We start from the raw sequence: 26,197 nt of genomic DNA, 5'->3' as shown, positions 1-26,197 counted from the left end.
CGTTCAGATTAGCACTGGTTCATTCGAACCGTGAACAGGCCGATGATGGCGGTTCCGCCGCTCGCGGCGCACTCGCTTGCCCCACCTCATGGACTCCCTGTTTGCACTCGTTGCCGATCCCGCCGCCTGGGCCGCACTGGTTACGCTGATCGTGATGGAAATCGTGCTCGGCATCGATAACCTGATCTTCATTTCGATCCTCAGCAACCGCTTGCCAGAAGCGCAACGCGCACGCACTCAGCGCACCGGGCTGCTGCTCGCGCTGGTGATGCGGCTGATTCTGCTCAGCACCGTCGCTTGGATCGCGAAGCTGACCGCGGTCGCGTTCACGCTGTTCGATCATGGTTTTTCGTGGCGCGATCTGATCCTCGTCGCTGGCGGCCTGTTCCTCGTGTGGAAAGCGACCACCGAGATCCGTCAGCACATGATCCCCGATGACGAAGTCACCGCGAAATCGAACTCGACCGTACAGCTGACCGTGGCCGCCGCGATCGGTCAGATCATCCTGCTCGACATCGTGTTTTCGGTCGACAGTATCATCACCGCGGTCGGCATGACCGAGCACCTGCCGATCATGTTCGTCGCGGTGATCGTATCGATCATGGTGATGCTGTTCGCGGCGCAGCCGCTCGCGCGTTTCATTGATCGCAATCCCACCATCGTGATGCTGGCGCTGAGCTTCCTGCTCGTGATCGGCATGACGCTGATCGCCGATGGTTTCGGCTCGCACGTGCCGAAGGCCTATATCTACGCGGCGATGGCGTTCTCCGCGTTCGTCGAGGGGATGAACATGCTCGCGCGGCGCGCGAAGACGAAACGTCTGGCAAGCAACGAGGAGTAATGCCGTGATGAAATGCCCGGCGGCTTGGCGCAAGCAGCTTCCAGCCGCCGTTGGCGCGTTAGCGCGCCTTCCTGCGAGCGCCCTTGGCGGTCGTCGCGGCGCGCGGCGCTTCCTTCTCGACCGGTGCGCCGCCGTTCATCTGCTCGAGCCACGACAGCGTATCGACATACGACAGAAACTGCTTCAGATACCCCGGCGACAGCTCGCGCATCAACGACAGCGCACGATGCACGAGGTTGCTCGAATTGAGCGGCCCCGCGTTGCCGGGCACCTGCGCGAGCGACTGGCGCAACTGCTTTTCGGTGCGGACTTTCGACCAGACTTCGCGGAAGTAGTCGAGCGCGGGGAGTTCGGGATAGGCGGCGGCGTGCGGAGCGTCGGCCCGCGCGTGGTGGCGGGCAAGCCGTTCGATCAGCGCTGCGAGCGTGGCGTCGCTGGCCGCGTCGGCTTCAACGGGAGTGGCTTGCAACGCGCTCCCGACCGCGGCCGCACGCTCGACCTCGGCCGTATATTCGGCCAGTAATGCTGCCAACCGTTGCTCGAGCACTCGTCGCGTCTCGCCGCTGTGCCGCGCCGCGCGCCGCGCAAGCGCGTCGAGCAGATGAAAGCGCAGCGGATCGAGCCCATCCGCACCGCTCGCGCGCCATGCATCGAGCGTCGCGCGAGCCGCGTCGATTGCGTCGATTGCGTCGTCAAGCACCGGACTTCTCCGCCGTCGCCGCGCTCGACGGCCGCGGCACCGGCGCGATTTCGACGCGCCGGTTTTTCGCGCGGCCGGATTCGTCGGCATTCGAACTGACCGGCTGCTCGGCGCCGAACGCCGCCGCAAACACCGACGACGCCGGCACGCCCTCGTCGATCAGCGTGCGCGTGACCGTCAACGCGCGTTGCGCCGACAGCTCCCAGTTATCGGCGAAGCGTCGATTGCCTTCGCGCAGGCGTTGATCGTCGGTGAAGCCGCTGACCATCAGGATCTGATCGCTCGCGCGCAGATACGCGGACAGCGGACCGGCGAGGCTCTTCAGCAGCGCGCGGCCCTCGGGCTGCAGCTGCGCGGAGTTCAGCGCGAACAGCACGTTGCCGCTAATGCCGATGCGGCCATTGACGAGCGTCACGCGCCCCGCCGCGAGCGGTCCCGCGAGCGCCTGCTCGAGCGTCTTGCGCCGCTGCGTTTCGGCCTGGCGCTGCTTGACCTCCTGCTCGAGCTTGTTCGATAGCACGAGCTGCATGCCGATCACGCTCACCAGAATCAGCACGAACGCGCCGACCAGCACCGACATCAGATCGCCGAACGAGGCCCAGACCGGCGCGGCCGTTTCCACGCCGCCGTCGATGTCCTCGCTCATACCGCGTCGGCTCCGGCGGTCGCGCGCTGCGCGGCCAGCAACTGCAGGTCTTCGACGATCTGCTTCTGCGACATCACGCTGAGATCGACCACATCGCGCGCCTGTGCGACGTAGTAGGCGAGCTGTTCGTCGCTACGGGCAAGCGATTTGTCGAGCGCCGCTTCGATGCGTTCGAGATGCGCGACGAGCTTGTCGTTCGCTTCGCCGAACATGCCGACGGCCGCGCCGAACGCTTCGCCGAGACTCGCGACTTCGACCGCGCTGCCGGTGACCTGCGCGGCGACCGTGCCGAGCTTGCCGGTCTCGTGCTCGAGGTGCTCGGTGAAGCGATTGCCGACGCGTTCGAGCAGATCCGCCGACGTCGAGACCAAGGCATCGACGGCGCTGCGCTGTTCGGTCGACGCGTGATTGACCGCGTCCAGCAGAGTTTCCAGCGTGGCGAGCAGACGGCTGCGCTCTTCCAGCATCGCGGTGTCGCGGACCATGCTGTCGGAGAGCTTCTGGCGCAACTCCGCGACGACTTCAGCGGCGGCCTTCGGCGCTTCCGATGCCGCCTGCACGAGGCGTTCGATCTCGGCGATCGTCGCGCTGGCGTGGGTTTGCGTCTGCGCGGAGATATCGCGCGCGGTTTGCGCGAGTGCGTCGCAGATCTGCTGCTGACGGGTCGCCGTTTGCGAACCCGTTTGCTGCCATTGTTCGCTGAGCTTTGCGGTCATCGCACCGAGCGCTTCGGTCCATGCGGCGAAGCGCTGTTCGTCGCGCGCGGCGAGTTCGGCTTGCAGGTTTGCTGCGGCCTTCGGTGCTTCGGCCGCGGCCTGCACCAGTCGATCGATTTCGGCGATCGTCGCGCTCGCATGCGTTTGCGTCTGCGCGGAGATATCGCGTGCCGTCTGCGCGAGCGCGTCGCAGATTTGCTGCTGATGGCTTGCAGCTTGCGAACCCGTTCGCTGCCATTGCTCGTTGAGTTTCGCCGTCATCGCACCGAGCGCTTCGGTCCACGCGGCGAAGCGCTGTTCGTCGCGCGCGGCGAGTTCGGCTTGCAGATTTGCTGCGGCCTTCGGTGCTTCAGCCGCTGCTTGCACCAGTCGATCGATTTCGGCGATCGTCGCGCTGGCATGCGTTTGCGTCTGCGCAGAAATTTCGCGCGCCGTCTGTGCAAGCGCGTCGCAGATTTGCTGCTGATGGCTGGCGGCCTGCGCACCCGTCTGCCGCCATTGCTCGCCGAGCTTCGCGCCCATCGCGTCGAGCGCCTCCGCCCATGCGCTCAAACGCTGCTCGTCGCGCGCAGTCAGCTCCGTCTGCAAGTTCGTATGCGAGCTACCGACAGCACTCAGCAACGCCGCGGCATGCTGTTCGAACGTCGCGGCGGCGCGCGCCAACGCCTGTTCGTTGTTGGCGGCGAGCTTGTCGCCCGCGCTTTGCTGCTTTGCCAACGCGTCGCCCCACGCCTGCGAGATGCCGCTGGCCGTCGCTTCGAGCCGCGCGGACACGCCGTCGAGCAACGCGGCCGAACGCTGTTCGAACGCTTCGGCAACGCGTTCGACCGAAGCGCGCTGTTGCGCGGCCAACTCGTCGCTCGCCTGCCGATGTCCGGCGAGCGCGCTGCTGCAAATCTCGGCGAGGTTCGCGCTGGTCGCCGCGAAACCGCTCGACATGCCGTCGAGCTGGCGCTGCACGGCCTGGGTAACCGCGTCGTGCAACGCGGCGGTTTCGCGCGAAAGGCCGGCCATCGTCGCTTCGACGACCGGCTGCAGGGCTCGGCCCGCAGCCTGCGCGCTGCCGGCCATGCTGTCTTTCAGCGACTGCTCGATCACACCGGCCAGACGCAGATAAGCCGCTTCGGTGCGGCCGTAAAACGCGTCGAGCCTCGCGATCTGCCGCTCGTTCGACGCGGCGCTTTGCTGTTCGAGCGCGCTCATCATCGTCTGCAGACGTTCGACCAGCAGCGGCGTCGCTTCGGCTTGGCGTTGCAGCAGCCGGAAGCTTTCGTCGCGCTGATGGCTCTGCGAGTACACGCGCAAAGTCGTCGCGATCTTCACGTCGAGCTGTTGCGCCGCTTCGAGCCGCTCGCGGCGGCATAGCGCCGACAGCAGCCCGAGCATCGCCGACGTCGCGACACCCGCGATCGAGGTGCCGAACGCAAAGCTCAGCCCCTTGACCGGCGCCGCCAGCGATGCGCGGATCGCCTGCAGGTCGCTTGCGCTCTCCAGCGCGAGGCCGGTGCCGCGCAGCGTCATCACCATGCCGAGCAGCGTGCCGAGCATGCCGAGCAACACCAGCAGGCCGACCAGATACGGCGTCAACGCGGGTCCCGGCAACGCGACGCGCTCGCCTTCGACGCGCAGCCGCACGCTATTGCGCAGACTCGGATGGACGGGTTCGAGAAACGCGGCAAGGCTCGGCGGTGGTCCGGACAGCGCAGCAAGCGCGCCCGTCAGCGTAGTGGTCTCCTGACTATAGCGGCGCAATTCGAGCGCGCCCAGCACATAGAAGACGCCGATCAGCAGCGTGACGGCGAACGCGAGCGCATTGGAGACGGCGTAACCGACGGCGATCCAGCACGCCGCGGCCAGCCCCGCGAGAAATACAACGAGATCGATACGATATCTGGACATGGGGTCCCAGTTAGCAGGCGCGAAGAGCCGCGAGCAGCCCTTCGACCGGTTGAAAACGAACGTCCAGCTCAGCCAGCAAAACGCTTTGCATGTCCTTGCGGAAGGCGTCGAGCCATGCGTCGGACGCGAGCGGCGCGGCAGCGTTGCTGGCGTCGGTCGCTTCCGCCTCCGCGACCCTCCGGGCCTCCCCCTCTTTCAAGCGCTCGAAGTGCCCGCCGAGCAGGCCGGGCACCGCGCCGAGCAAAGTCCGCTCGCGCTCGCCGAGCGCACGCTCCATCACCGCATCGACGACCGCGAGCCGCGCAAGCGCCGGCGCTTGCGTCGCCAGCAGCGCGCGCAGCCGCCCGCGTAACGTGCCGATCGCAGTTTCCATCGACTGCTGAAGCGCCAGATAGCGCTGCCTGAAGACCGCATAGTCGGTCTGCGTGTCGACGGCCACGCGCGGTGCCGACATCCGGGCAGACAAGGACGATGAGCCACGCCGCCGTGAGCCCGCGAGCACGCTATCGCTGGCGATTGCGCTCACTAGCGAGCGGCGCACACGCGTGCACTCTTCCTCTTCCGCACGACCGAACGCGCGCGCGCCACCAGCGACGGCCGGCGGCTTGCCGTCGAGCGCCGATGACAACGCAATAGCGTCGGTCCAGCCGAGCCACTGGCTCAGCCGATCCGCCAGCGATTGGCGCGATTCGGCGACGTCGACCTCGGCGAGACGGGCCAGTAAGCGAACGAGCGCGGGCCCGCTGAGGGCGCTGCGCTGAGGGGCTTGCAACATACCACCGGACGCAAAAAAGTCAGCAGTTTACACGCTGGCGCCAACGAGTCCGAAGTCGCTTACTCGATCGTGCGTCGAAAGACCCGGTTTTGCCCGATCGAACCTGGCATTCGCGCGTTTTCCCGGGCGCGGTTTTTTGCCAATAGCGAAGCGAGCCTATCCCTGTATAAGATGAAAGCTGGCGCATCGCCTCGCACTGAACACTGCGGAGCGTCGACAACACACAGAACACACGCAAGGCGGACAGGCAGCATGAAATTCGATACCGTGGTGCTCGGCGCCGGCATTGTCGGGGTATGCGTCGCCGTGCATCTGCAGAAGCGCGGGCGCGCGGTTGCACTGATCGACCGTAAGCAGCCGGGCAACGAGACGTCGTTCGGCAACGCCGGGCTGATCCAGCGCGAAGGCGTCTATCCGTACGCGTTTCCGCGCGGGCTCGGCACGCTGCTGCGCTACGCGCGCAACCAGTCGCCCGACGTGCGCTATCACGCCGACGCAATGCTCCAGGTTGCACCGTTTCTATGGCGCTACTGGCGCAACTCACATCCGGCGAAGCACGCGGAAATCGCGAAGTCGTACGCGACGTTGATCGAGCATTGCGTCAGCGAACATCGCGCGCTCGCCGCGGACGCCGGTGCGAGCGCGCTGCTGCGGCCCATCGGCTGGATCAAGGTGTTTCGCCACACCGCCGCGCGCGACGCCGAAATCACGCTTGCCGAACGGTGGCATCGCGAATACGGCGTCGAGTTCGAAACGCTCGACGCCCCGCGCCTGCAACAGCTCGAACCCGATCTCGACAAGCGCCTGCAAGGCGGGCTGCGCTATCCGCAATCCGATTCGGTCAGCGATCCGAACGCGCTCGTCACCGCGTACGCGCGGTACTTCGAAGCGCTCGGCGGCCGGTTCTTCATCGGCGATGCCGATACGCTGCGCGAAGGCTGGCAGGTCGATACGCGGGACGGGCCGATCTCGGCCGCAGCGGCGGTGATCGCGCTCGGGCCGTGGTCGGATCGCGCGAGCACGCGGCTCGGGTATCGGCTGCCGCTCGCGGTCAAGCGTGGCTATCACATGCACTACGCAGCGCGTCGAACCGCGCACCTCAACCATCCGATTCTCGACGTCGACCACGGCTATGTGCTCGCACCGATGGCGCGCGGCATCCGATTGACCACGGGCGTCGAAATCGCGCGCCCCGAAGCGGCCAAGACGCCGGTGCAGCTCGATGCGGCCGAACCCATCGCGCGCACGCTGTTTCCGCTCGGCGAACGTCTGGACCCGGAACCGTGGATGGGACGGCGCCCGTGCACGCCGGACATGATGCCGATCATCGGGCCCGCGACGAAACATCAGGGGCTGTGGTTCGCGTTTGGCCATGCGCATCATGGTCTGACGCTCGGACCGGTGACGGGGCGGCTGATCGCCGAGATGATGACCGGCGAGCAGACGCTGGTCGATCCGCGGCCGTTTCGCGTCGAGCGGTTTTAGCCGGATGGTCCGAGGCGGCTCGATAGAGCGCCTGATTTTGTTACCTGCATGAAAGAAACGCCGGACAAGAGTGCCCGCAATGGGCCTCTTGAACGACCGGTTCTTGCCCTCTTTCGCAACTCGGGCGAGGACAGCGGTTCTCAAAACCGCTCCTCGCCACGCACCTCGCGCCATCCTTCCCACAGATAGGCTATGCGCGGTATAGCCACCAAACACCCGCCTTCGTCCCGCAATTCTCCCCGATCTCACTCTCAACCCCCATTCGCCGCACATCTTCCGAGGCAGCTCCCGCCAAAATTTCTATTGAGAACGCTTCTCAATTACGTGGCAATTGAATACAATCCGCCACGAAATCACTTTGTAATAAACATGGAATGCCCGGGTAAGGAAACTAGCACCGGCCCCGGCTTCCCGAACTCGACGGGGATAAACATGAAGTTGCGGTCCGACGATCCGAAGCTCGGCAAAATCAGCACGACACTATGCGGCGTACTGGCCGCCGGCCCCGCCCTCGCGCAGGGCACCACGGCCGCCGCACCGCCCGAGCGCGAAGGCCAGCTCGCGCCGATTTCCGTGCAAGGCCAGTCGGACGATGGCTTCAAGACCGATCACTCCGCATCGGTCAAATTCACCGCACCGCTCGTCGATACGCCGAAGTCGGTCACCGTGATTCCCGAGGAGCTGATTCGCAGCACCGGCGCATCGACGCTGACCGAAGCGCTGCGCACCGTGCCCGGCATCACGTTCGGCGCCGGCGAAGGCGGCAACCCGCTCGGCGACCGGCCGTTCATTCGCGGCTACGACGCGCAGGGCAGCACGTTCGTCGACGGCATGCGCGATATCGGCGCGACCACGCGCGAAGTGTTCAACATCGAAAGCATCGAAGTGACGAAGGGTTCGGACGGCGCGTTCGGCGGCCGCGGCGGCGCGGGTGGCAGCATCAACCTGATCACGAAGACGCCGCATCTGGGCACGACCGCCGACGGCAGCGTCGGCCTCGGCACCGACCGCTATCGCCGCTTCACCGCCGACGGCAACTGGCAGATGGCCGACCACGCGGCGTTCCGCCTGAACGTGATGAGCCACAACAACGACGTGGCCGGCCGCGACGCGGTCAACAACGAGCGCTGGGGCATCGCGCCGTCGTTCACGTACGGTCTCGGCACGCCGACCCGCGTGACTGCAAGCTACTACCACCTCACCACCGACGATCTGCCCGATAGCGGCATCCCGTACTTCTACACGACGACCAACAAGCCGGCGAACGTCAGCACGATCTTCCCGGCGCCGGTGGACCGCCACAACTTTTACGGCCTGATCGACCGCGACTTCCGCAAGACGAGTTCGGATATCGGCACCGTGCGCATCGAACACGACATCAACGGCGACCTGACGATCCGTAACACGACGCGCTACACGAAGTCGACCCAGGACTACATCTGGACCCAGCCCGACGACAGCCAGGGCAACGCCGTCAACGGCAAGGTGTGGCGCCGCGCGAATACACGCGCGAGCAACGTGTACAGCCTCGCGAACCAGACCGAACTGTTCGGCGAGTTCAAGACGGGCTTCCTGAGGCACAGCTTCACGACCGGTATCGAGTTGTCGCGCGAAACCAGCGTCAACGATTCGTACACGGTGGCGGCCGCGACCGGCGCGATCTGCGGGACCAAAGGCATTGGCGCGGCGTCGGGCTATAACTGCACGAGTCTCTGGACGCCGAATCCGAACGATCCGTGGGCCGGATCGATCAGGCAAACCAACGACCCGAGCCAGCAACGCACCACCACCAAATCGATCTACGCGTTCGATACGATCGAGTTGACCAAGCGCTGGCAGGCCAACGTCGGCCTGCGCGTCGACGATTACTCGACCGAACTGCGCAATACCGTCGCCAACGGCGCGACGCGTGTGTCGCGCGACGACACGCTGTTCAACTACCAGTTCGGCCTCGTGTTCAAGCCGGCCTCGAACGGCAGCATCTATGCGTCGATCTCCACGTCGTCGACGCCGGCTGGCGCACTGCTCGGCCAGGGCAGCGAAACGCAGTCGCTGATTCCGTCCCGCGGCGTCGGTCCGAACGCGGCGCTGTTGTCGCCGGAAAAGAACCGCAGCGTCGAAGTGGGCAGCAAGTGGAACGTGCTCGACAACACCCTATCGCTGACCGGCGCGCTGTTCCAGATCGACACGACCAATGCGCGCGTCACGCTGCCTGACAACACCTATGCGATGGTCGGCAACAAGCGCGTGCAGGGGTTCGAGTTCGGCGTGGCGGGTCAACTGACCAACAAGTGGCAGATGTTCGGCGGCTACACGTATCTGAAGAGCGAGTTGCGCAACAACGGCAAGACCACGTCGGATAACGGTCATCAGTTCCCGAACACGCCGAAGAACAGCATCAGCCTGTGGACCAACTACGACGTGCTGCCGAAGTTCACGATCGGCGGCGGCGCGTTCTATATGTCGCAGGTGTATGGCGACACCGCGAATCTGCGGGCTGTGCCGTCGTACTGGCGCTTCGACGGCATGGCGAGGTATCGCGTGAACAAGCACGTCGATCTGCAACTGAACGTGCAGAACTTCTTCAACCGCACGTATTACGACCAGGCGTACGCCTCGCACTACGCGTCGATCGCAGCGGGACGCTCCGCGTTCCTGACGCTCAACGCGCACTACTGATGCCGCGCGCGCAGAACGAGGTCTCGGTGCGGGCGCTCGCGAGCGTGTCGCGCGATGAACTCGCCGCCATCCTCGCGGGGCCGCCCGAGCGTGCCGCCGCGTGGGTCGCGGCGGCCGCGCGCAACGGCATCGTCGACGCGCAGGCCGTGTACGGGCAGTACCTGCTCGACGGTCATGGCGTCGAGCGCGACGTCGACGAAGCGTTCGTCTGGTTCCGGCACGCGGCCCGGCGCGATCATCCGATGGCGATGAACATGCTCGGCCGCTGCTACGAACATGGCTGGGGCACGGCCGCCTGCGCGCCGGTCGCCGTGTACTGGTATCGGCTCGCGGCACAAGCCGGGCTCGACTGGGGCATGTACAACTATGCGTCGGCGTTGGCGCTCGGTCATGGCATCGAATGCGATCGCGCGCAGGCATTGCAGTGGTTCTTGCGTGCGGCCGAACTCGGGCACGCGAAGTCGTTGAACTTCGTCGGCAGCTTTTACGAGGATGGCTGGAGCGTCGATGCCGATGCGAATATCGCGCTGGACTGCTATCGACGCGCCGCGCAAGGCGGCGATTTTCGCGGGCAGTTCAATTACGCGCGGCTGCTCGCCGAGCGTGGCGGAATCGCGGAAGCATTGCAATGGTTGCAACGTGTGCCGCACACCGCGACCGGCGCTTTCGTCGCGAAGATGCGCGCATGGCTGGCCGCTTCTCCCGTTAGCGCGTTTCGCGCACTCGAACGCAGCCTTGGCGCAAACGCCAATGCGAATGCGAATGCGAGCCTCAACATGAACACGCAAATCAGCGCCACGCCAAACCTGACCCAGGAGCCGCGCACATGATGCTGCATTTACCCGCCGTACTCAACAAACAGCAGGTCGCGCAATGCCGCGAAATGCTCGACGCGGCGCAATGGATCGACGGTAATGCGACTTCAGGCCAGCAATCGGCGCAAGCCAAGCGCAACCAGCAGTTGCCCGAAGGCTCACCCGCCGCGCGTGCGATCGGCGATGCGATTCAGGACGCGCTCGGCCGCAACGCGCGCTTCTTTTCCGCCGCGTTGCCGCTGAAAGTCTTCCCGCCGCTCTTCAATCGTTATACCGGCGGTGACGGCTTCGGCACGCACGTCGACAATGCGATCCGCCAGTTGCGCGGCACTGACTTCCGCCTCCGCAGCGACCTGTCGGCTACGCTGTTCCTCGCCGAACCGGACACCTACGACGGCGGCGAGCTTTGCATCGAGGACACCTACGGCTTGCATCGCGCGAAACTGCCGGCCGGCGACATGGTGCTCTACCCCGCTTCGAGCCTGCATCACGTGAGCCCGGTCACGCGCGGCGTGCGCGTCGCGTCATTCTTCTGGATTCAGAGCATGGTGCGCGACGACGGCCAGCGCGCGACACTGTTCCAGCTCGACAACGACGTGCAGACGCTCGCGGCTGAACGAGGCTCTAACGACGCGACCGTCGTGAGCCTCACGGGCATCTATCACAATCTGCTACGTCGCTGGGCCGACGCCTGATCGGCGCCAGGTCACCGGCCGTCGATGCAATAAAAAACGCCGCGGGCCAACTGCCCCGCGGCGTTTTTCATCGAGCCGGACAAACGTCGATCAGGCCGTCACGGCAGCCCGACGCGGCGACACTGCCGACACCACGAAGCTCACGACGATGTTCGCGACCAGCGCGATCAGGCCGATGTACAGCGGATAGTTCTCGTGGCCGAAATGCAGGCCGTACACCGGCTTGAGCCCTTGCGAAATCGCGAGGCCGGTGCCGAGCACGATACCTACCAGCCAGCCGAGGAACAGACCCGGCGTGTTCAGACGGCGCGTGTACAGCGTGAACACGATGGCCGGGAAAATCTGCAGAATCCACACACCGCCGAGCAGTTGCAGATCGATCGCGTACTGCGTCGGCAGGAACACGATGAACAGCAGCGCGCCGAACTTGACGACCAGCGAGACGATCTTCGCGTTGGCCGCTTCCGCTTGAGGCGAAAGGTTCGGCGACACCAGCGGACGCCACAGATTACGCGTGAACAGATTCGCCGCGCCGATCGACATGATCGCGGCCGGCACCAGCGCGCTGATCGCAATCGCGGCGGCCGCGAAGCCGACGAACCACGACGGGAACAGCGTACCGAACAGCGCCGGCACCACGTCGCTCGCCGACTTCACGTTCACGCCCGCAGCGATCGCCATATAGCCGAGCAGCGCGATCAGGCCGAGCAGCACCGTGTAGGCCGGCAGGAAGATCGCGTTCTTGCGAACCGTCTTTGCCGACGACGACGACAGCACCGCCGTCATCGTATGCGGATACATGAACGCGGCGAGCGCCGAGCCGAGTGCGAGCGATGCGAACGCGGTGTACTGGTTCGGCTTCAGCAGGATGCCGGTCGCGCCGCCCTTCGCCTGGAAGTGCGCATCGGCCAGTTCGAACACGTGCCCATAGCCGCCGAGCTTCACCGGGATCAGCCATACCGCCGCGATCACGACGATATAGATCATGATGTCCTTGACGAACGCGATCATCGCCGGCGCGCGCAGGCCGCTCGCATACGTATAGAGCGCGAGGATCACGAACGCGACGATCAACGGCAATTCGCCGCTGACGCCGAGACCCTTGATCACGACCTGCATGCCGACCAGTTGCAGCGCGATATACGGCATCGTCGCGACGATGCCGGTCAGCGCGATGGCTGCCGGGAACCACTTGCCGCCGTATTCGCCGTGCACGTAGTCGGCCGCGGTGATGTGGTTCTTCGCGTGCGCAACCTTCCACAGCTTCGGCATCACCGCGAACACGAACGGATAAACGATGATCGTGTACGGCAGTGCGAAGAAGCCGTACGCGCCCACCGAAAAAACGAGCGCGGGCACTGCGATCACCGTATAAGCGGTGTAGAAATCGCCGCCGACGAGGAACCACGAAATGATCGTGCCGAACTGCCGGCCGCCGAGGCCCCACTCGTGCAACTGCGTCAGATCGCCACGCTTCCAGCGCGCCGCGAAAAAGCCGATCACCGTGACGAGCACGAAGAATGCGATGAAGACCGTCATCGCAACCGGGTTCACAGGATTCAGATCGCTCATTTGAGACCTCGATACACGATGTAAATCAGCAGCGAGGTCAACGGCACCCACAGAAACTGATACCAATAGAAGAACGGAAAGCCCGCGAGCGACGGATGCGTGTCGTTATAGAACGGCAGCCACAGCAGCGCGATATAAGGGATCAGCAAAATGAGCCAGAGCCATGAACGGCCGGCCGGCGGGGAGGTCTCCACGAACGTCTCCTTGAGTATTATCGACAGCACGCGCGATGGCTCGTGCGGGGAAATCGGGAACGCCGCACACGCGCCCGCCAGGCCTGGCGCAGCGCGGGATGCGACGGGCATGTAGTATTCGCCTTCGCGCCTTTCCTTACAAGCGCGCAACTACGTAAGCCGTCTACGTAATAATACGTAGCCCGTTGACTGGCTTTTTTCAACGATGAAACTCAAAGCAAAGATTGTGCTGCTTGCGATCGTGCCCTTTCTGGCGGCGATCGCGAGCATCGAGACTGGCGTGCGCCGCGAAGCGACGGCGTTGGCCGAGCGGCAGCACGCGACCACCCAGGCCGCCTACATGGCCAGCAAGGAGGTCGAGCTCAAGCACTATGTCGAGCTCGCGACCACCGCGATCGCGCCGCTCTACGAAGCCGGCGGCGCCAACGCGCGCGACGACGCGCTGCTGCGCACGCGCGCGCTCGCGGTGCTCGAGAAGATGAATTTCGGCGCGGACGGCTACTTCTTCGTGTACGACCTGCACGGCCGCACGCTGATGCATCCGCGCGAGCCGGATCTGGTGGGCCGGGATCTGTGGTCGTTGCGTGACAGCCACGGCGCGCCGACGATCCAGCAGTTACTCGCCGCGGCTGCGCGCGGCGGCGGCTACGTGCGCTATTTGTGGCACCGGCCGTCGACCGGCAACGAGGAGTCGAAACTCGGCTATGTGGTGCCGCTCGAACGCTGGGGCTGGATGCTCGGCACCGGCATCTATCTCGACGACGTCGACACGGCGCTCGCGCATATCGACGAGGAGGCCGCGGCCAATATCGATCGCACGATGAAGTGGATCGACGCGATCGCCGTGGCCGGCCTTGCGGTCATTGCGCTGTGCGCCCTCGTGCTGAACGTGACCGAATATCGCAGCGCCGACGCGAAGCTGAAGCGGCTCGCGCAGCAGGTCGTCGAGTCGCAGGAAAACGAGCGTGCACGCCTGTCGCGCGAACTGCACGACGGCATCAGCCAGATGATGGTGTCCGTGAAGCTGCTGCTCGAATCGGCGCTCGCGCGCCTCGAACGCGGCGACGCGCGCGTGCCCGCCGCCGAGGCCGCGCTGTCCACCGGACTCACGCGGCTCGGCGATACGCTGCGCGAAGTCCGGCGCATTTCTCATGCGCTGCGTCCGTCGATGCTCGACGATCTCGGCGTCGCCGCCGCGCTCGAACAACTGACGCGCGAACTCGGCGACGAGTCCGGCATCGCGATCGGCTTCACGCAGATCGCGCACACGCATGCGGCCACGCTGCCCGATACGGTCAACACCGTGCTGTTTCGTATCGCTCAGGAAGCGCTGACGAACATCGTGCGGCACGCGCAGGCGTCGAGCGCCGCGCTTGCGCTCGAAGTGTCGCGCGATGCGGTCACGCTGACGATTTCCGACAACGGCCGCGGCTTCGACGTGGCCGACGCATTCGTCGGCGGACTCGAAGGCGTCGGTCTGCGCAACATGCGCGAACGGCTCGAAGCGCTCGGCGGCAGGCTGTCGCTGAACTCGCAGCCGGGACACACCGTCGTTACCGCGCGCGTGCCGCTGCCAACGACACACGCCACGGTGCCGCCCCTGCAGGAATTCTCATCATGACCGACACGACCTCTCCTTCCATCGCGCGTCTGCTGCTCGTCGACGATCATCCGCTCGTGCGCGACGGTCTGCGCGCACGGCTCGAAGCAGTGCGCCACTTCGAAGTGGTCGGCGAAGCGGGCGACGCGCAGGAAGCGCTCGCGCTGGCCGAACGACAGGCGCCGCATCTGGCGCTGATGGATGTCGGCATGAAAAGCGGCATGAACGGCATTGCGTTGGCAGGCCTTTTTCACGAGCGCTTTCCGGCGATTCGCGTGCTGATGCTGTCGATGCACGACAACCTCGAATACGTGACCCAGGCGGTGCGCGCGGGCGCGAGCGGCTATGTGCTGAAGGATTCGCCGGCGCTCGAGATCATTCAGGCAATTGGCGCGGTACTCGACGGCAAGACGTTCTTCAGCGCGGAGATTAGCGCCCGACTGATCCAGGCCTCGGCGACGCAATCGCCAGTCGAACGTTTGACGCCGCGCGAGCGCGATATTCTCGATGCGCTTGCCGAGGGACTGTCGAGCAAGCAGATCGCGCAGCGCAACGATCTGTCGGTGCGAACCGTGGAGACGCACCGGCTGAATCTGAAGCGCAAGCTCGATATCGAAGGGCAGGCGGAGTTGATCAAGTTCGCGGTCGAGAATCGGCGCAACAAGCGTTGAGGTTCGCTGGCGCGCGATAATGAGCCGGTCCACACCTGGGGCGACCACAGCATGAAACGCGTGTTCGAACTGAGTCTCGCCAGCCTGATGCTTTGCGTGGCCGCGGCTCGCGTTTATGGCGAACCGGCGCGCGTCAATCGCGGCCACGATCCATTCATACAGATCTCCAAAGCTGTCGCCGATTGCCCGACGCCGCTCGGCCCGTTCGAAACCGAAAAGGAATGGCTCGACGATAGCCACTACAGAATCGAACGCGGCAATAGCTGCTGGATCGAAGGCCGTTGCCGTTTGCCGAACGCGTATCTGTACGACGCGGAAATCGCGGACAGCGTGCAACGGCGTCTCGCGAATCTGAACGTCGCGACGCACTGGCGCGAGCAATCGACGCTATGGCTGACGCTGCAGCGCCGCTTCATCTACCTCGAAGGTTGCGTCGCGCCGGGCTTCGACAAAAAGACCTTCCTGAACGAACTGGCCAAAACGGCGGACGTCGAGCGCGTAATCGACAATACGATCACCGATCCTCACGCCACTCAGTTGCCGTACCGCACGCAGGCGGACCCGGATAAGCCCGTGCTCAATCCTGGCAATTAGCGGGCAACTGGCGATGTCTTCGCGTCTGGCATCTGTCGTCTGCTATATCGGCAAACGTCGATAGCAACGCAGAAATCGTTCGTTTGGCCTTTATAACGTCATTGCTAACATCAGCGGCCCTACCCACGGTCCGCAATAACAATGACAACGCCTCGATTTCGCCGTACCAGCTATCGCCCTTCATTGCGTCTCGGCGTGATCGGCGCCGCTGTCGCGAGCCTCGTCACGCTCGCTTCGTGCGGCGAAGACAACCTGCCGGCCGCGTCCGCCGCGTCGAATGCCGCGCCCGCGTCCACGCCGGTCGTCGCGCAGAAGCGGCCGAACATTCTCTACATCATGGCCGATGACCTCGGCTACTCCGACATCCATGCGTTCGGCGGCGAAATCAACACACCCAATCTCGATGCGCTGGTGCAAAGCGGCCGCATCCTGACGAATCACCACACGGGCACCGTCTGCGCGATCACGCGTTCGATGCTGATCTCGGGCACCGATCACCATCTGGTCGGCGAGGGCACGATGGGCGTGCCGACCGACGAGCGCAAAGGACTGCCGGGATACGAAGGCTATCTGAACGATCGCGCGCTATCGGTTGCGCAGTTGCTGAAGGACGGCGGCTACCACACGTACATGGCCGGCAAGTGGCACATCGGCTCGGGCATCGTCGGCAGCGCGACGGGCAGCGGGCAGACGCCGGACCAATGGGGCTTCGAGCACAGCTACGCGCTGCTCGGCGGCGCCGCGTCCAATCACTTCGCGCACGAACTGGCCGGCTCGCAGAACTACACCGAAGACGGCAAGTACGTGCAGCCGGGCCAGCCTGGGCAACCGGGCGGCGCGGGCGGCAGCCCAGCCGTGTTCTACTCGACCGACTTCTACACGCAGCGGCTGATCTCCTATATCGATTCGAACAAGGGCGACGGCAAGCCGTTCTTCGCGTACGCGGCCTATACGTCACCACACTGGCCGCTGCAGGTGCCCGATCCTTATCTACACAACTACGTCGGCAAATACGATGCCGGTTATGACGCGATCCGCGATGCACGGATCGCCCGGCAGAAAGCGCTCGGCATCATTCCGCAGGACTTCGTGCCGTACGGCGGCGCATCGGAGACGCTGGCCGCGAGCCCGGCCACCGCGAACAACGGCACCACGAACGCGAAATACGTGAGCGCCGTGCACAGCGCCGTGCAGGGCTACACCGATTACGGCCCCGGCTATGTGAACAAGAAGTGGGACAGTCTGTCGCCGGCCGAGAAGAAGGCGCAGGCACGCTACATGGAAATCTACGCGGGCATGGTCGAGAACCTCGATCACAACATCGGCCTCTTGATCCAGCATCTGAAGGACATCGGCGAATACGACAACACGTTCATCGTGTTCCAGTCGGATAACGGCGCGGAGGGTTGGCCGATCGATTCCGGCGCGGACCCGACTGCCACCGACACCGCGAACGCGGCCGATCCGACCTACTCGCAACTCGGCACCGACAACGGCAAGCAGAACGCGCAACGTCTGCAATACGGCTTGCGTTGGGCCGAAGTCAGCGCGACGCCGTTCCGCCTGACCAAGGGTTACTCGGGCGAAGGCGGCGTGTCGACACCGTTGATCGTGCATCTGCCGGGCCAGACTTCGCAAAAGCCGACGCTGCGCGAATTCACGCACGTGACGGACAACACCGCGACGTTCCTCGCGGTCGCGCAGATCGCGCCGCCGACCACGCCCGCGCCTGCGCTGATCAACACGCTGACCGGCGTCGATCAGAACAAGGGCAAGGTGGTCTACAACAACCGCTATGTGTATCCGATCACCGGAAGATCTCTGCTGCCGCAGCTCGAAGATCAGAGCACGGCGCCCGTGCATAGTGCGTCGTTCGGCGACGAGGCCTACGGCCGCGGTTATCTGCGCAGCGCCGACGGCCGCTGGAAAGCTCTGTGGACCGAACCGCCGCTCGGCCCCGTCGACGGTCACTGGCAGCTGTACGACATGAGCGCCGATCGCGGCGAAACGCAGGACGTGTCCGCGCAGAACCCGTCGATCATCGATGGTCTCGTGCAGCAGTGGAACGACTATATGACTAGCGTCGGCGGCGTCGAGCCGTTGCGTCCGCGCGGCTACTACTGAGCACACGATGGCGCTTTCATTCAAGCTCAAAGGCGGCGTGGCGCTGTATGGCGCATACGCCGCGATCGCGGCGGCCGCATTCGCCGCCGCGTTTGCCGCGCCGTCCATCGGTGTGGCGAGCGCGGCGGTATTCGGCGGCGGCCCGTCCAGCGCATTCGACAGCCTCAACCGCTCGCGCCCGCTCGTCGCGCTCGGCTCCGAGCAGCAATGCGAGCGATACTCTGGCCTGCCTGCGCGCTGGCGCGACGACCCGCAAGCCGGCATGGTGCATCTGCATGGTGGCGACTTCGTGTTCGGCAGCAAGCTCGGTTACGAAGACGAGCGCCCGGCCGGCAACGGCAAGACGCACGTTGCCGGTTTCTGGATCGACCAGACCGACGTCACGAATGCGCAGTTCGCCGCGTTCGTGCGGGCGACCGGCTACGTCAGCGATGCGGAGCGCCAGGGCGGTGCGGTCGTTTTTCACACGCCGACACGCGAGGAAATGAACGCGCGCGATCTCGCATGGTGGAGTTGGGTCAAAGGGGCCGCGTGGAATCATCCGAGCGGCCCCGGCAGCAATCTCGACGGCCGCATGAATCAACCGGTGACGATGGTCACGCAGGCCGATGCGCTCGCCTACGCACACTGGCTCGGCCGCGATCTGCCGACCGAAGCCGAATGGGAATACGCGGGCAAAGCCGGCCATGAAGGCGCGGATCTCGACACAGCGCCGCGCGACGCGCACGGCAAGCCGAGCGCAAACTACTGGCAAGGCGTGTTTCCGGTGCTCAACACCAGTGAGGATGGTCATGCCGGCCTGTCACCGGTCGGCTGCTATGCGGCGAACGACTTCAGGCTTTACGACATGATCGGCAATGCGTGGGAGTGGACCAAGGACGTGTACAGCGGTCCGCACCAATCGCATACGAACGGCGATACCGCGGCCGTGGCGCCCCTCAGTCGCCGACACGATACGCCGATGGTCATCAAGGGCGGCTCGTTCCTGTGCTCGCGCGACTATTGCGTCAGGTATCGCGCGGCGTCGCGCGAGCAGCAGGAAGCCGATTTGCCGGCTTCGCATATCGGCTTTCGCACGGTGTCGAGGGATCGGTCATGAAGCGATATGCGATTGCCGCGCTTGCGTTCGCGGTGTTGACTGCCTGGCTGCCCGAACCCGCGCACGCCGCCGCGCAGACCATCAAAGTCGGGGTGAGTTCGGGCGCGCAAGCGGAAATCATGAACGAAGTGCGCCGCGTCGCCGCGGCCGAGGGCCTGGCGCTCGATATCGTGGTGTTCGATCAGCCGTCGCGGATCGACGCGGCGCTCGTCGCGAAACAGATCGACGTCGCGAGCTTCGAAGACGAACCCGCGCTCGACGCGCAGCGCAAACAGCATGGCTATGCACTGGCGAGCGTGGCCACGACCGTCACGTTTCCGGTCGCGCTCTACTCGCGCAAGCTGACGAATCTCGTGCAATTGCAGCGCGGCGCGACGATTGCGATACCCGACGATCCCGCCGGCACCGCACGCGCGCTGATCCTTCTGCAAAACGAAACGCTGTTGACGTTCCGCGACAGCGCGGGCCTGCACGCGAGGCTCGCCGACATCACGAGCAACCGCCTCCATCTGAAGATTCGCCAGGTGCCGCGCGCGCACCTGTACGACTCGTTGGACAGCGTCGCGTTCGCCGTGATCGACAGCGACACAGCGGCGCGCTCGGGTCTTCGCCCCGCTCGCGACGGCCTCAGTCTCGAAGACGCGCGCTCGCCGTATGCGAACGTGCTGACCGTGCGCGACAGCGATCGCCAGCACCCATGGGTCGCGCAACTGGTCGCCGCCTATCATTCGAACGACGTCGCGCATTTCATCCTCACGCGCTATCAGGACTCGGTGCGTCGGCCGTGGTGAACACGTTTTCGTTTTCCTGCTCCGCGTGCGGTCGATGCTGCAACAGTCCACCGTCGATGACGCTGGCGGAGTTGTTTCGCCATCCCGACCGGTTTATCGGCTGCATCGCGATTGGACGCGTGGCGCGCAGGCGGCCCGGCCAACGGCTGCATGTCGGCCGGCATGAAGCCGTGCTCGACGAAGCCGACTGCGCGGCGTTCGAAGCACTCGCCGATACGCTGCTGTATCGCGTGGGCGATACCTTCAGCATCGTCGCGCAGGGCTTCGACTATCCGTCGCTCGCGCGCTGCCCTGCTCTCGCGGACGACGGACGCTGCGCGATTCATCTGCAAGGCAAGCCGCAGACCTGCGAAGTGGTGCCGCTCGACCCGCTCGTGCCGGACAGCCTGCAACATCTGGTGCTGGCCGAACGCGGCTCCAGCGCCATCTATGTCGGCGGCGCATGCATACAGGAAGGCAAACGCGACGATTCGGCGTTGCTGGTCGACGAAGGCCGCATTGCCGATCCGCAAGCTGAAGATGCGCTCGCGCGGCGGCGCCGCGCGTTAGAACAGGAGCGCGCAATCTGGACGCAAGCCGTATTCGAAGCATTGCGCGCCGACCTGTTCGATTCACCCGCCGCGCTCGCACGCATCCCCGCGGGCGGTTTTCTGACGATCTCGCTGGTGCCGGCACTGTTAAGCGTCGCGGCGGCATCGTCGCGCTGCCGCGAACTGTGCATCGACTACATCGACCGCCAGTTGGCGTTGATCGACCGCAGCATCGCGCAAGCGCTCACACGACGCCGGCTCGACGATCGTCCGGTCACGCAGCAACTGCGCGGCTTTGCCATTGCGTATCGACATGCGAAAGCGCGCCTCGTCGATGCGGCCGCCATCGAGCAACACAATGGCACGCAGGCTTTGCGCCCCGACATCGAAGCGTATCTGAGCCGCGCCGTTCACTGATCCGTCGGCGCGTCGACACTTTCTATTCAGTTATTCAAAGCTGCGTGTCCAGCAGCCGTACGAACTTTTCGACGACCTTCTCGGTAAACGAACGTCGCGTCCATGCTTCGAGCGTGATGCGCTTCGACTTCGCGATATCGTCGTTGAACGCGGCGGTCTGCTGTCGGGCGAAAGCGCGGTCGTAGATATTCAGGTTTGCTTCATCGTTCAACTTGAACGAGCGGTTATCGAAGTTCGTCGAGCCGACCGACACCAGGTACTCGTCGACCACCAGCAACTTGCAATGGAACATGGTCGGCTGGTACTCGTAGATCTCGACGCCCGCTTTCAATAGATCGCCCCAGCACGCCCGCGACGCTTCGCGCACCGTGTGCGTATCGATGCGTTTGCCCGGCGTGACGATCTGTACTTTGACGCCGCGTTTCGCGGCTTCGACGATCGCGTTGATGGTGAGCTTGTCGGGCACGAAGTACGCGCTCGCAAGCTGCAAACTGCGCGTCGCGGCAGTGATGGCCATCAGATACATCAGCTGCATGTCGTCGCTGCCGCCCGACGGCGAACTGCTGAACATATGCGCAAAACCCTCGCCCTCTCCTTTCGGCTCGGCGTCGATGTGCGGGAAATACCTGGGACCGTGCAAGACGTTGCCGGTCGCCTTGATCCAGTTATCCATGAAGACGGCCTGCATATGGGCGACCGCCGGACCGGTCAAGCGGAAATGCGTATCGCGCCAATGCTTTTCGTCCTGCGCATGGCCGGTCCACTCCGGTGCAATGCCGACCCCGCCCGTAAAACCGATCCGGCCGTCGATCACCAATAGTTTCCGGTGCGTACGATCGTTCATGCGACCGAGTCCGGTCCAATGCGGTTTGTGAAACTTGACCACTTCGGCGCCGGCCTCCCGCAGCAGTTGCAGATAGCGCCGATCCATTTTCGAACAACCGACCCAGTCGAGCAGGACATGCACGGCGATGCCTTCACGCGCCTTATCGGCAAGCGCACGCGCAATCTGCTCGCCGATCTCGCCAGACCAGTAAATGAACGTTTCAAATGTGATGGTTTCGCGCGCCGACCGAATGCCTTCGAGCATCGACGGAAAGATCTGGTCGCCGTTGAGCAGCATCTCGAAGCGATTACCCGGCACCACGGGCGGACCGAGCAATAGACCCATCGAGCGGAGGAATTGCGGATCTTCGCTCTTATAGAGCCGCTCGATCTTATGTTCTATTTTCTTCTCGCCGCTCGACAGATTGGCGATCACGAGAACGATCACCAGCGTGACGAACGCGGTAATAGCAATGGTCAGCATGCATGGCCTCGATGGCAGGCGGCGGGACACGGCATGCGCATCCCTCGTCCGACGGGAAAGAGCCGGACTCGTGCCCGGCTCTCACGATCCTCAAGTCATGCACGGCGCGTGCCCGCATCGGGACCGCGCCTTGCTTTCCGGTTCCAACGCGTTATCTGACCAAAGCAAATGCCTCGCGACTGGCTATTTCGCCCGCGCCGAAAACGCCGATGACCGTATAGTCCGAAGCCACGCATTCGAACGTCGATGCCTGAAACGTAATGACGAAATGCCGCCGCGCCGGTGACTCGGCAGCAATGGCGATTGGGTCCGTCGTCACGGCGGCAATCTCCGCGCACAACGACGAATTGACGATTTCATGCACCGCGTAGCCAGTGAGACCTTGCGCCGCGAGCGGATGAATGGCGAGAGTGTCATCGCCCGGCGGCCCGAGACGATGAAACACGGCGTCGGCGAACAATACCGCGCAAAAAGGATCGTCGTCGGGATCGAATGGCCCGAACCGTTCAAAGTCCGACTCCGCGATCGGATAAGTGAGGATTACACGGCGATCGCTGGCGACGATGAATGGTTCGGCGGCATCGGCTGCCGGATGAGGAACGGAGTCCAGCAGGAAGACCTGATCTTCCTGCCGGGATGCATCGAACGTGCTAACCATCTACTTCACGGCTCCGCGGCTATTACGCGCCTGCTTGCGTCTCGGGCGTTTGCGGAGCCGCCGCGACGGGCGCGGCCGTGCTCTTTGCGGCAGCCTTGCGGGCCGGTGCTTTTCTTGCCATCTTCACAGCGCTTTTGCGGCCAGCGGTTTTCTTCACCGCGGCTTTCCGGCTTGCCGGCGTTGCCTTTCTGGCTGCGGTCTTTTTCACGGCCGTCTTGCGCGTTGCTTTTTTCGCCACTGCTTTTTTCGCCGTGGTCTTCTTGCCTACCGCGCTTGCGGTCGCTTTCGCCTGGCCGCTCTTTGCCGCCGTTTTCACCGCTTTCGGAGCGGCAGCTGCGCTCGCGCCATCGATCAGGAATTTGCTGCGATCCTTAACGGAAGCAAGCCATGCCGGCGCCGGACCGCGTCCGCTCCACGTCGCGCCGGTTTTCGGATCCAGGTACTTCGGCGGCTGGGCGCCTTTCGGCTGACCTTTGCCGCGCTTCGCGGCAGGAGTAGCCGCGATTTTGCTTGCGCTCGCAGCGTCGATCAGGAACACCGTGCGGTCCTTCGCGCCGGCGATCCAGCCAGGCGCGCGGCCGTGACCCGTCCAGGTCGCGCCGGTTTTATGGTCGCGGTACTTCGCCGGCGTTGCCGACCTGGCGGCTTTGCTCACGCCAGCAGGTCTTCCCCGGCCCGTACCCGTATTGCCATTCAGACCTCGCGCGGAGCGTCGTGCCTTTGCCTGTGCTTCGATATCGGCAGTCGTCAGACCGTGCTTGAGCATCAACTCGCGAATCTGATCGACCGCGGCCTGTGCTTTTCTGGCAATGAGAGCGTCGGCTTGCGCCTGGAGCTTCTTAAGCTTTGCTTGGATTTGCTCTAACGAAGGCATTTGATTGCTCCTTATGTGGTAATCGTCGAACTATGCCATGAATGACGGAAGAAAGGCAGTCTATTGACCTATCCTGAGCTTCAATACATCAATACCAGCGCCGATGCAGCTTTCAAATAACAAAGCTTTCAGGTTCTTCTAGCGGGTCATCGAAGATTTCTTCCTTTTCCTTCCCTCGTGATTCTTCTTTTTCGTTTCGGTTCCACCACTCAGATCGGTGTAAAAACGACGACCTGGCGATCGGCAATGTACCTCACACTCCGTATAAAGCGGTAGTGTTGACCGTCCGCCGTTATCCGATTCAGGCCCACGCGGGTCAGTAGCAGCATTTCATCTGCCTGGGAAGCATCGACGACACCGGAATCCGTTAAATCCTCCAATGCACCGGATGGATTTCCGACATAAACGCTGCGCGCCTGCTTGCCGATCCGCATGACGACCACGCTTTTTCCCTCGTCGAGCGCCAATTCGAGAAAGCTCGCGAGCGTACGCAACGACTCCGGTGTGCAAGTCCTGGTCTGATAGATCGCTGCATTCGATGGCGTCATTTGTGTTTTCCCGTCATCGGCATCGACGGCAAAAGCGCGCCGTCATGCTTTCTGGCTTTAGTCGCTTCTACTATAGCCCGGCATTTGGATATTCAAAGGAGAGTAGCCCACTTTTTATTTGAAAACGGTCTTTTTTTGGTGAACCGCTATAGCGAACCGATTCAAGCGTGCGCGAAACATCAGTGACGATGCCTGCAAAGCCCCCGGCTCCGGTAACTTGCCGTTACCGATCTTGCAGCACTTGTTGCTCCTGCTCTGCGCAGGTCCATTTACACTTCGTATCCGTGCCCAGCGGCGGATGCCGAGCCAATAGAGAGTCCCTTTGTCAGCCGCCATGCTCGCGGCGGCTATTGAAAAAGACGCCGGGCCACCCTAACTTCGATCCACTCAAACACGATGGTACTTACAATGAAAGCTGACTTTATTCGGACCGCCCTCGGGGCACTGGCAGTCTCGTTGGTAATGGCAAGCACCGCGAACGCGGCCGGTTGCCTGAAAGGAGCGGTAGTGGGCGGCGTCGCCGGACACTATGCGGGACATCATGCGGTGGTCGGCGCGGTCGGCGGCTGTATCGTCGGACGGCATGTGGCCAAAAAGCACGCCGAAGAACAGCAGGCGGCGATTCAGGCCGCGCCACATCAGCAAGCCAAAATGCAGTAACTGGCGCCCCGCTCCATTCACTCAGGCAATGCGTAATCCGCGCGCGGGCAAGATCTCCTGGGTAGTCACGAAACGATGCTGTTTGACCGCGTCGTGAAAGAGGCGGTAGTCGCTCTTCTCGAAGGCGGTCGTCCACTCCGGTCTGTCCCCGGTGTCGTCATCGCACAACAAACCGGTGGCCTGGTACTTCCACGAACCGTGTCCTTTCGCGATATAGCCGGGCACGGGTTCTTTCAAACCCGGAATACGGCCGGCATTCACCCATTCGCAAACGGTTCTCAGACGCAGGTTGTCGTCGGGTTCGCGGTTCGTATCGAGCAGTCGGGTCAGTGCGTCTTTGACGTCTTCCGGCATGCCAGGCTGGTTTTCGAAATCTTCGCGTCCGGCCAGATAAGCTCGCACGACACGACAACTCATGTCCGCCGCCTGCACGAAATCCGGCAAATTGTGTCGTGAGATGAAGTGATTGCAGCCGTCGATGTAATGCCAGCGTGCCCACGGCTGGTCGGGATAATGCAACGCGGCGCCGTGGCCGACCGGCAACGCGATCGTCAGAACGTCCGTCTCGACGCGCTCGATCAGATGCGCAACCGCCAGTTCCAGGCTCGCGAGCCAGCCTTTGCGCGTGCAATCCTGCGCTTCGAGAAGATGCACGCGATTCCACGGACTTTCGATGCCCGCGAATCCCTGGTGCGCCCAGGTATCGACATACGTATGAATCGTCACGCCGAGCCGGTGCAACGCGGTCTCCGAATCGCGCTGCCGGATCGCGCGCCGCACGACTTCGCGCGCGACTTCACTGTCGGGCCGGCAAACCGCCTTTTCCTCGAGACTGTCACCCACCCCGGCCGGCAGAAAATGGAACGGCGCCCACACGAGCCGATTCTGGTCGTTCTCGGTATTGGCGTAATCGAATAACTTGTGCGCGGTCGCGAATCGCTCGAATGTCTCGCCGCCTTTGAACCGCAGTATTCCGTTCGTCGTTGCGTCGTCGACGTATTGGCAGGCATGCGCGACGGTTTGCGCATCGCCGGCCATCATGCCGCCGACGCGCGCAGCAATGTAGACCACGCCGTAATGAAAGTCGATGTTCATGGCAGGCGCTCCTGGCGCGCAAATCATGGCCGGTCTGTGGCCGGCGAAAGGGCGAGACGAATACAGGGAGCTGCGCGTGAGTAGATAGTAGACGAGCGAGCGGCACTCGCCTTGAAATAACATGCGTATTGGGCGTGTTCTTCCACGTTTCGCGCCACGCTACTATTCGGGCTACTGAAGGAAAACGCCGGCGGCGCCAGCGAGATCCAA

General features: G+C 63.8%; 24 protein-coding genes. 13 read left to right on the top strand and 11 right to left on the bottom strand.

Annotation, left to right across the window (positions count from 1 at the left end; genetic code table 11):
• The first annotated feature begins 88 nt into the window (after positions 1-88).
• On the top strand, positions 89-841 hold the full coding sequence (locus AB3X96_RS20165) for a TerC family protein (protein WP_176365998.1): 753 nt from the start codon (positions 89-91) through the stop codon (positions 839-841).
• Positions 842-899: 58 nt separating this feature from the next.
• On the opposite strand, the gene AB3X96_RS20160 is transcribed toward AB3X96_RS20165, so the two are convergent.
• The 4 genes from AB3X96_RS20160 to AB3X96_RS20145 are packed head-to-tail and all read right to left on the bottom strand — an operon-like array spanning position 900 to position 5,577.
• On the bottom strand, positions 900-1,541 hold the full coding sequence (locus tag AB3X96_RS20160) for a DUF2894 domain-containing protein (RefSeq protein WP_368591049.1): 642 nt from the start codon (positions 1,539-1,541) through the stop codon (positions 900-902).
• Positions 1,534-2,187, bottom strand: a complete 654-nt coding sequence (locus AB3X96_RS20155; protein WP_176106590.1) for an OmpA family protein — start codon at positions 2,185-2,187, stop codon at positions 1,534-1,536. Before AB3X96_RS20155 ends, AB3X96_RS20160 begins: the two co-directional genes overlap by 8 nt.
• Positions 2,184-4,802, bottom strand: coding sequence for a DUF802 domain-containing protein (locus AB3X96_RS20150; protein ID WP_368591048.1), 2,619 nt, complete (start codon positions 4,800-4,802; stop codon positions 2,184-2,186). Before AB3X96_RS20150 ends, AB3X96_RS20155 begins: the two co-directional genes overlap by 4 nt.
• Before the next feature lie 10 nt (positions 4,803-4,812).
• Positions 4,813-5,577 carry a DUF3348 domain-containing protein gene (locus AB3X96_RS20145; RefSeq protein WP_368591047.1) on the bottom strand — a complete coding sequence of 255 codons (765 nt, stop codon included), beginning with the start codon at positions 5,575-5,577 and terminating at the stop codon, positions 4,813-4,815.
• Between the two features lie 252 nt (positions 5,578-5,829).
• On the opposite strand from AB3X96_RS20145, the gene AB3X96_RS20140 reads away from it, so the two are divergent.
• The 4 genes from AB3X96_RS20140 (at position 5,830) to AB3X96_RS20125 (ending at position 11,251) form a co-directional block, all read left to right on the top strand.
• A complete protein-coding gene (locus AB3X96_RS20140; protein ID WP_368591046.1) occupies positions 5,830-7,062 on the top strand; it encodes an NAD(P)/FAD-dependent oxidoreductase in 1,233 nt (410 codons plus the stop codon).
• Between the two features lie 432 nt (positions 7,063-7,494).
• Positions 7,495-9,741: a TonB-dependent receptor gene (locus AB3X96_RS20135; protein WP_368591045.1), complete on the top strand. Its 2,247-nt coding sequence runs from the start codon at positions 7,495-7,497 to the stop codon at positions 9,739-9,741.
• A complete protein-coding gene (locus AB3X96_RS20130) occupies positions 9,741-10,571 on the top strand; it encodes a tetratricopeptide repeat protein (protein ID WP_368591044.1) in 831 nt (276 codons plus the stop codon). Before AB3X96_RS20135 ends, AB3X96_RS20130 begins: the two co-directional genes overlap by 1 nt.
• The gene (locus AB3X96_RS20125) at positions 10,568-11,251 is read left to right on the top strand and encodes a Fe2+-dependent dioxygenase (protein WP_368591043.1); all 684 of its coding nucleotides are present in this window, start codon (positions 10,568-10,570) and stop codon (positions 11,249-11,251) included. Before AB3X96_RS20130 ends, AB3X96_RS20125 begins: the two co-directional genes overlap by 4 nt.
• Positions 11,252-11,341: 90 nt before the next feature.
• Here AB3X96_RS20125 and mctP read toward each other — a convergent pair whose 3' ends face one another.
• Together mctP and AB3X96_RS20115 are read right to left on the bottom strand one after the other, a co-directional pair.
• Positions 11,342-12,823: a monocarboxylate uptake permease MctP gene (gene mctP, locus AB3X96_RS20120; protein WP_368591042.1), complete on the bottom strand. Its 1,482-nt coding sequence runs from the start codon at positions 12,821-12,823 to the stop codon at positions 11,342-11,344.
• Positions 12,820-13,017 carry a DUF3311 domain-containing protein gene (locus tag AB3X96_RS20115; RefSeq protein ID WP_018434172.1) on the bottom strand — a complete coding sequence of 66 codons (198 nt, stop codon included), beginning with the start codon at positions 13,015-13,017 and terminating at the stop codon, positions 12,820-12,822. Before AB3X96_RS20115 ends, mctP begins: the two co-directional genes overlap by 4 nt.
• A 205-nt stretch (positions 13,018-13,222) precedes the next feature.
• Between AB3X96_RS20115 and AB3X96_RS20110 the strand changes: the two genes are divergently transcribed.
• The 7 genes from AB3X96_RS20110 to AB3X96_RS20080 all read left to right on the top strand — a co-directional run bounded on the left by AB3X96_RS20110 (position 13,223) and on the right by AB3X96_RS20080 (position 20,843).
• Complete coding sequence (locus AB3X96_RS20110; RefSeq protein WP_368591041.1) at positions 13,223-14,638, top strand: cache domain-containing protein; 1,416 nt, start codon at positions 13,223-13,225, stop codon at positions 14,636-14,638.
• The gene (locus AB3X96_RS20105) at positions 14,635-15,288 is read left to right on the top strand and encodes a response regulator (RefSeq protein WP_368591040.1); all 654 of its coding nucleotides are present in this window, start codon (positions 14,635-14,637) and stop codon (positions 15,286-15,288) included. Before AB3X96_RS20110 ends, AB3X96_RS20105 begins: the two co-directional genes overlap by 4 nt.
• A gap of 51 nt (positions 15,289-15,339) precedes the next feature.
• A complete protein-coding gene (locus AB3X96_RS20100; protein ID WP_368591039.1) occupies positions 15,340-15,882 on the top strand; it encodes a hypothetical protein in 543 nt (180 codons plus the stop codon).
• A 141-nt stretch (positions 15,883-16,023) separates the two neighbouring features.
• The gene (locus AB3X96_RS20095) at positions 16,024-18,006 is read left to right on the top strand and encodes an arylsulfatase (RefSeq protein WP_368591038.1); all 1,983 of its coding nucleotides are present in this window, start codon (positions 16,024-16,026) and stop codon (positions 18,004-18,006) included.
• Positions 18,007-18,013: 7 nt separating this feature from the next.
• Positions 18,014-19,105, top strand: a complete 1,092-nt coding sequence (locus tag AB3X96_RS20090; protein WP_368591037.1) for a formylglycine-generating enzyme family protein — start codon at positions 18,014-18,016, stop codon at positions 19,103-19,105.
• A complete protein-coding gene (locus AB3X96_RS20085; protein ID WP_368591036.1) occupies positions 19,102-19,896 on the top strand; it encodes a MetQ/NlpA family lipoprotein in 795 nt (264 codons plus the stop codon). Before AB3X96_RS20090 ends, AB3X96_RS20085 begins: the two co-directional genes overlap by 4 nt.
• Before the next feature lie 56 nt (positions 19,897-19,952).
• On the top strand, positions 19,953-20,843 hold the full coding sequence (locus tag AB3X96_RS20080) for a hypothetical protein (RefSeq protein WP_368591035.1): 891 nt from the start codon (positions 19,953-19,955) through the stop codon (positions 20,841-20,843).
• Positions 20,844-20,877: 34 nt separating this feature from the next.
• Here AB3X96_RS20080 and cls read toward each other — a convergent pair whose 3' ends face one another.
• From cls to AB3X96_RS20060, 4 genes are all read right to left on the bottom strand, one after another.
• Complete coding sequence (gene cls / locus AB3X96_RS20075; protein WP_184225145.1) at positions 20,878-22,152, bottom strand: cardiolipin synthase; 1,275 nt, start codon at positions 22,150-22,152, stop codon at positions 20,878-20,880.
• A gap of 151 nt (positions 22,153-22,303) precedes the next feature.
• The gene (locus tag AB3X96_RS20070) at positions 22,304-22,810 is read right to left on the bottom strand and encodes a hypothetical protein (protein WP_368591034.1); all 507 of its coding nucleotides are present in this window, start codon (positions 22,808-22,810) and stop codon (positions 22,304-22,306) included.
• Positions 22,811-22,832: 22 nt separating this feature from the next.
• Entirely contained in the window at positions 22,833-23,684 is an 852-nt protein-coding gene (locus tag AB3X96_RS20065) for an H-NS histone family protein (RefSeq protein WP_368591033.1), read from the bottom strand.
• 209 nt (positions 23,685-23,893) lie between these two features.
• Entirely contained in the window at positions 23,894-24,232 is a 339-nt protein-coding gene (locus AB3X96_RS20060; protein WP_176106608.1) for a hypothetical protein, read from the bottom strand.
• 408 nt (positions 24,233-24,640) lie between these two features.
• Here AB3X96_RS20060 and AB3X96_RS20055 point away from each other — a divergent pair, with 408 nt between their 5' ends.
• On the top strand, positions 24,641-24,892 hold the full coding sequence (locus AB3X96_RS20055) for a hypothetical protein (RefSeq protein WP_368591032.1): 252 nt from the start codon (positions 24,641-24,643) through the stop codon (positions 24,890-24,892).
• Between the two features lie 21 nt (positions 24,893-24,913).
• On the opposite strand, the gene AB3X96_RS20050 is transcribed toward AB3X96_RS20055, so the two are convergent.
• Positions 24,914-25,987 (bottom strand): DUF6765 family protein, encoded by a 1,074-nt coding sequence (locus AB3X96_RS20050; RefSeq protein WP_368591031.1) that lies wholly within the window; start codon positions 25,985-25,987, stop codon positions 24,914-24,916.
• Positions 25,988-26,197 lie beyond the last annotated feature (210 nt).

The sequence above is a fragment of the Paraburkholderia sp. BR13439 genome (genome assembly GCF_040948805.1).
Classification (GTDB): domain Bacteria; phylum Pseudomonadota; class Gammaproteobacteria; order Burkholderiales; family Burkholderiaceae; genus Paraburkholderia; species Paraburkholderia youngii.
Note: the sequence above shows the minus strand (reverse complement) of the source record. Positions and strands in the feature narration are given on the sequence as shown.

Coding starts and splice junctions, on each gene's coding strand:
- AB3X96_RS20150 (WP_368591048.1), bottom strand. CDS start 4,802: ATGTCCAGATATCGTATCGATCTCGTTGTATTTCTCGCGGGGCTGGCC.
- AB3X96_RS20055 (WP_368591032.1), top strand. CDS start 24,641: ATGAAAGCTGACTTTATTCGGACCGCCCTCGGGGCACTGGCAGTCTCG.
- AB3X96_RS20145 (WP_368591047.1), bottom strand. CDS start 5,577: ATGTTGCAAGCCCCTCAGCGCAGCGCCCTCAGCGGGCCCGCGCTCGTT.
- AB3X96_RS20110 (WP_368591041.1), top strand. CDS start 13,223: ATGAAACTCAAAGCAAAGATTGTGCTGCTTGCGATCGTGCCCTTTCTG.
- AB3X96_RS20050 (WP_368591031.1), bottom strand. CDS start 25,987: ATGAACATCGACTTTCATTACGGCGTGGTCTACATTGCTGCGCGCGTC.
- AB3X96_RS20065 (WP_368591033.1), bottom strand. CDS start 23,684: ATGCCTTCGTTAGAGCAAATCCAAGCAAAGCTTAAGAAGCTCCAGGCG.
- AB3X96_RS20070 (WP_368591034.1), bottom strand. CDS start 22,810: ATGGTTAGCACGTTCGATGCATCCCGGCAGGAAGATCAGGTCTTCCTG.
- AB3X96_RS20140 (WP_368591046.1), top strand. CDS start 5,830: ATGAAATTCGATACCGTGGTGCTCGGCGCCGGCATTGTCGGGGTATGC.
- AB3X96_RS20105 (WP_368591040.1), top strand. CDS start 14,635: ATGACCGACACGACCTCTCCTTCCATCGCGCGTCTGCTGCTCGTCGAC.
- AB3X96_RS20130 (WP_368591044.1), top strand. CDS start 9,741: ATGCCGCGCGCGCAGAACGAGGTCTCGGTGCGGGCGCTCGCGAGCGTG.
- AB3X96_RS20100 (WP_368591039.1), top strand. CDS start 15,340: ATGAAACGCGTGTTCGAACTGAGTCTCGCCAGCCTGATGCTTTGCGTG.
- AB3X96_RS20155 (WP_176106590.1), bottom strand. CDS start 2,187: ATGAGCGAGGACATCGACGGCGGCGTGGAAACGGCCGCGCCGGTCTGG.
- AB3X96_RS20165 (WP_176365998.1), top strand. CDS start 89: ATGGACTCCCTGTTTGCACTCGTTGCCGATCCCGCCGCCTGGGCCGCA.
- AB3X96_RS20090 (WP_368591037.1), top strand. CDS start 18,014: ATGGCGCTTTCATTCAAGCTCAAAGGCGGCGTGGCGCTGTATGGCGCA.
- AB3X96_RS20125 (WP_368591043.1), top strand. CDS start 10,568: ATGATGCTGCATTTACCCGCCGTACTCAACAAACAGCAGGTCGCGCAA.
- AB3X96_RS20095 (WP_368591038.1), top strand. CDS start 16,024: ATGACAACGCCTCGATTTCGCCGTACCAGCTATCGCCCTTCATTGCGT.
- AB3X96_RS20080 (WP_368591035.1), top strand. CDS start 19,953: ATGACGCTGGCGGAGTTGTTTCGCCATCCCGACCGGTTTATCGGCTGC.
- cls (WP_184225145.1), bottom strand. CDS start 22,152: ATGCTGACCATTGCTATTACCGCGTTCGTCACGCTGGTGATCGTTCTC.
- AB3X96_RS20135 (WP_368591045.1), top strand. CDS start 7,495: ATGAAGTTGCGGTCCGACGATCCGAAGCTCGGCAAAATCAGCACGACA.
- mctP (WP_368591042.1), bottom strand. CDS start 12,823: ATGAGCGATCTGAATCCTGTGAACCCGGTTGCGATGACGGTCTTCATC.
- AB3X96_RS20060 (WP_176106608.1), bottom strand. CDS start 24,232: ATGACGCCATCGAATGCAGCGATCTATCAGACCAGGACTTGCACACCG.
- AB3X96_RS20085 (WP_368591036.1), top strand. CDS start 19,102: ATGAAGCGATATGCGATTGCCGCGCTTGCGTTCGCGGTGTTGACTGCC.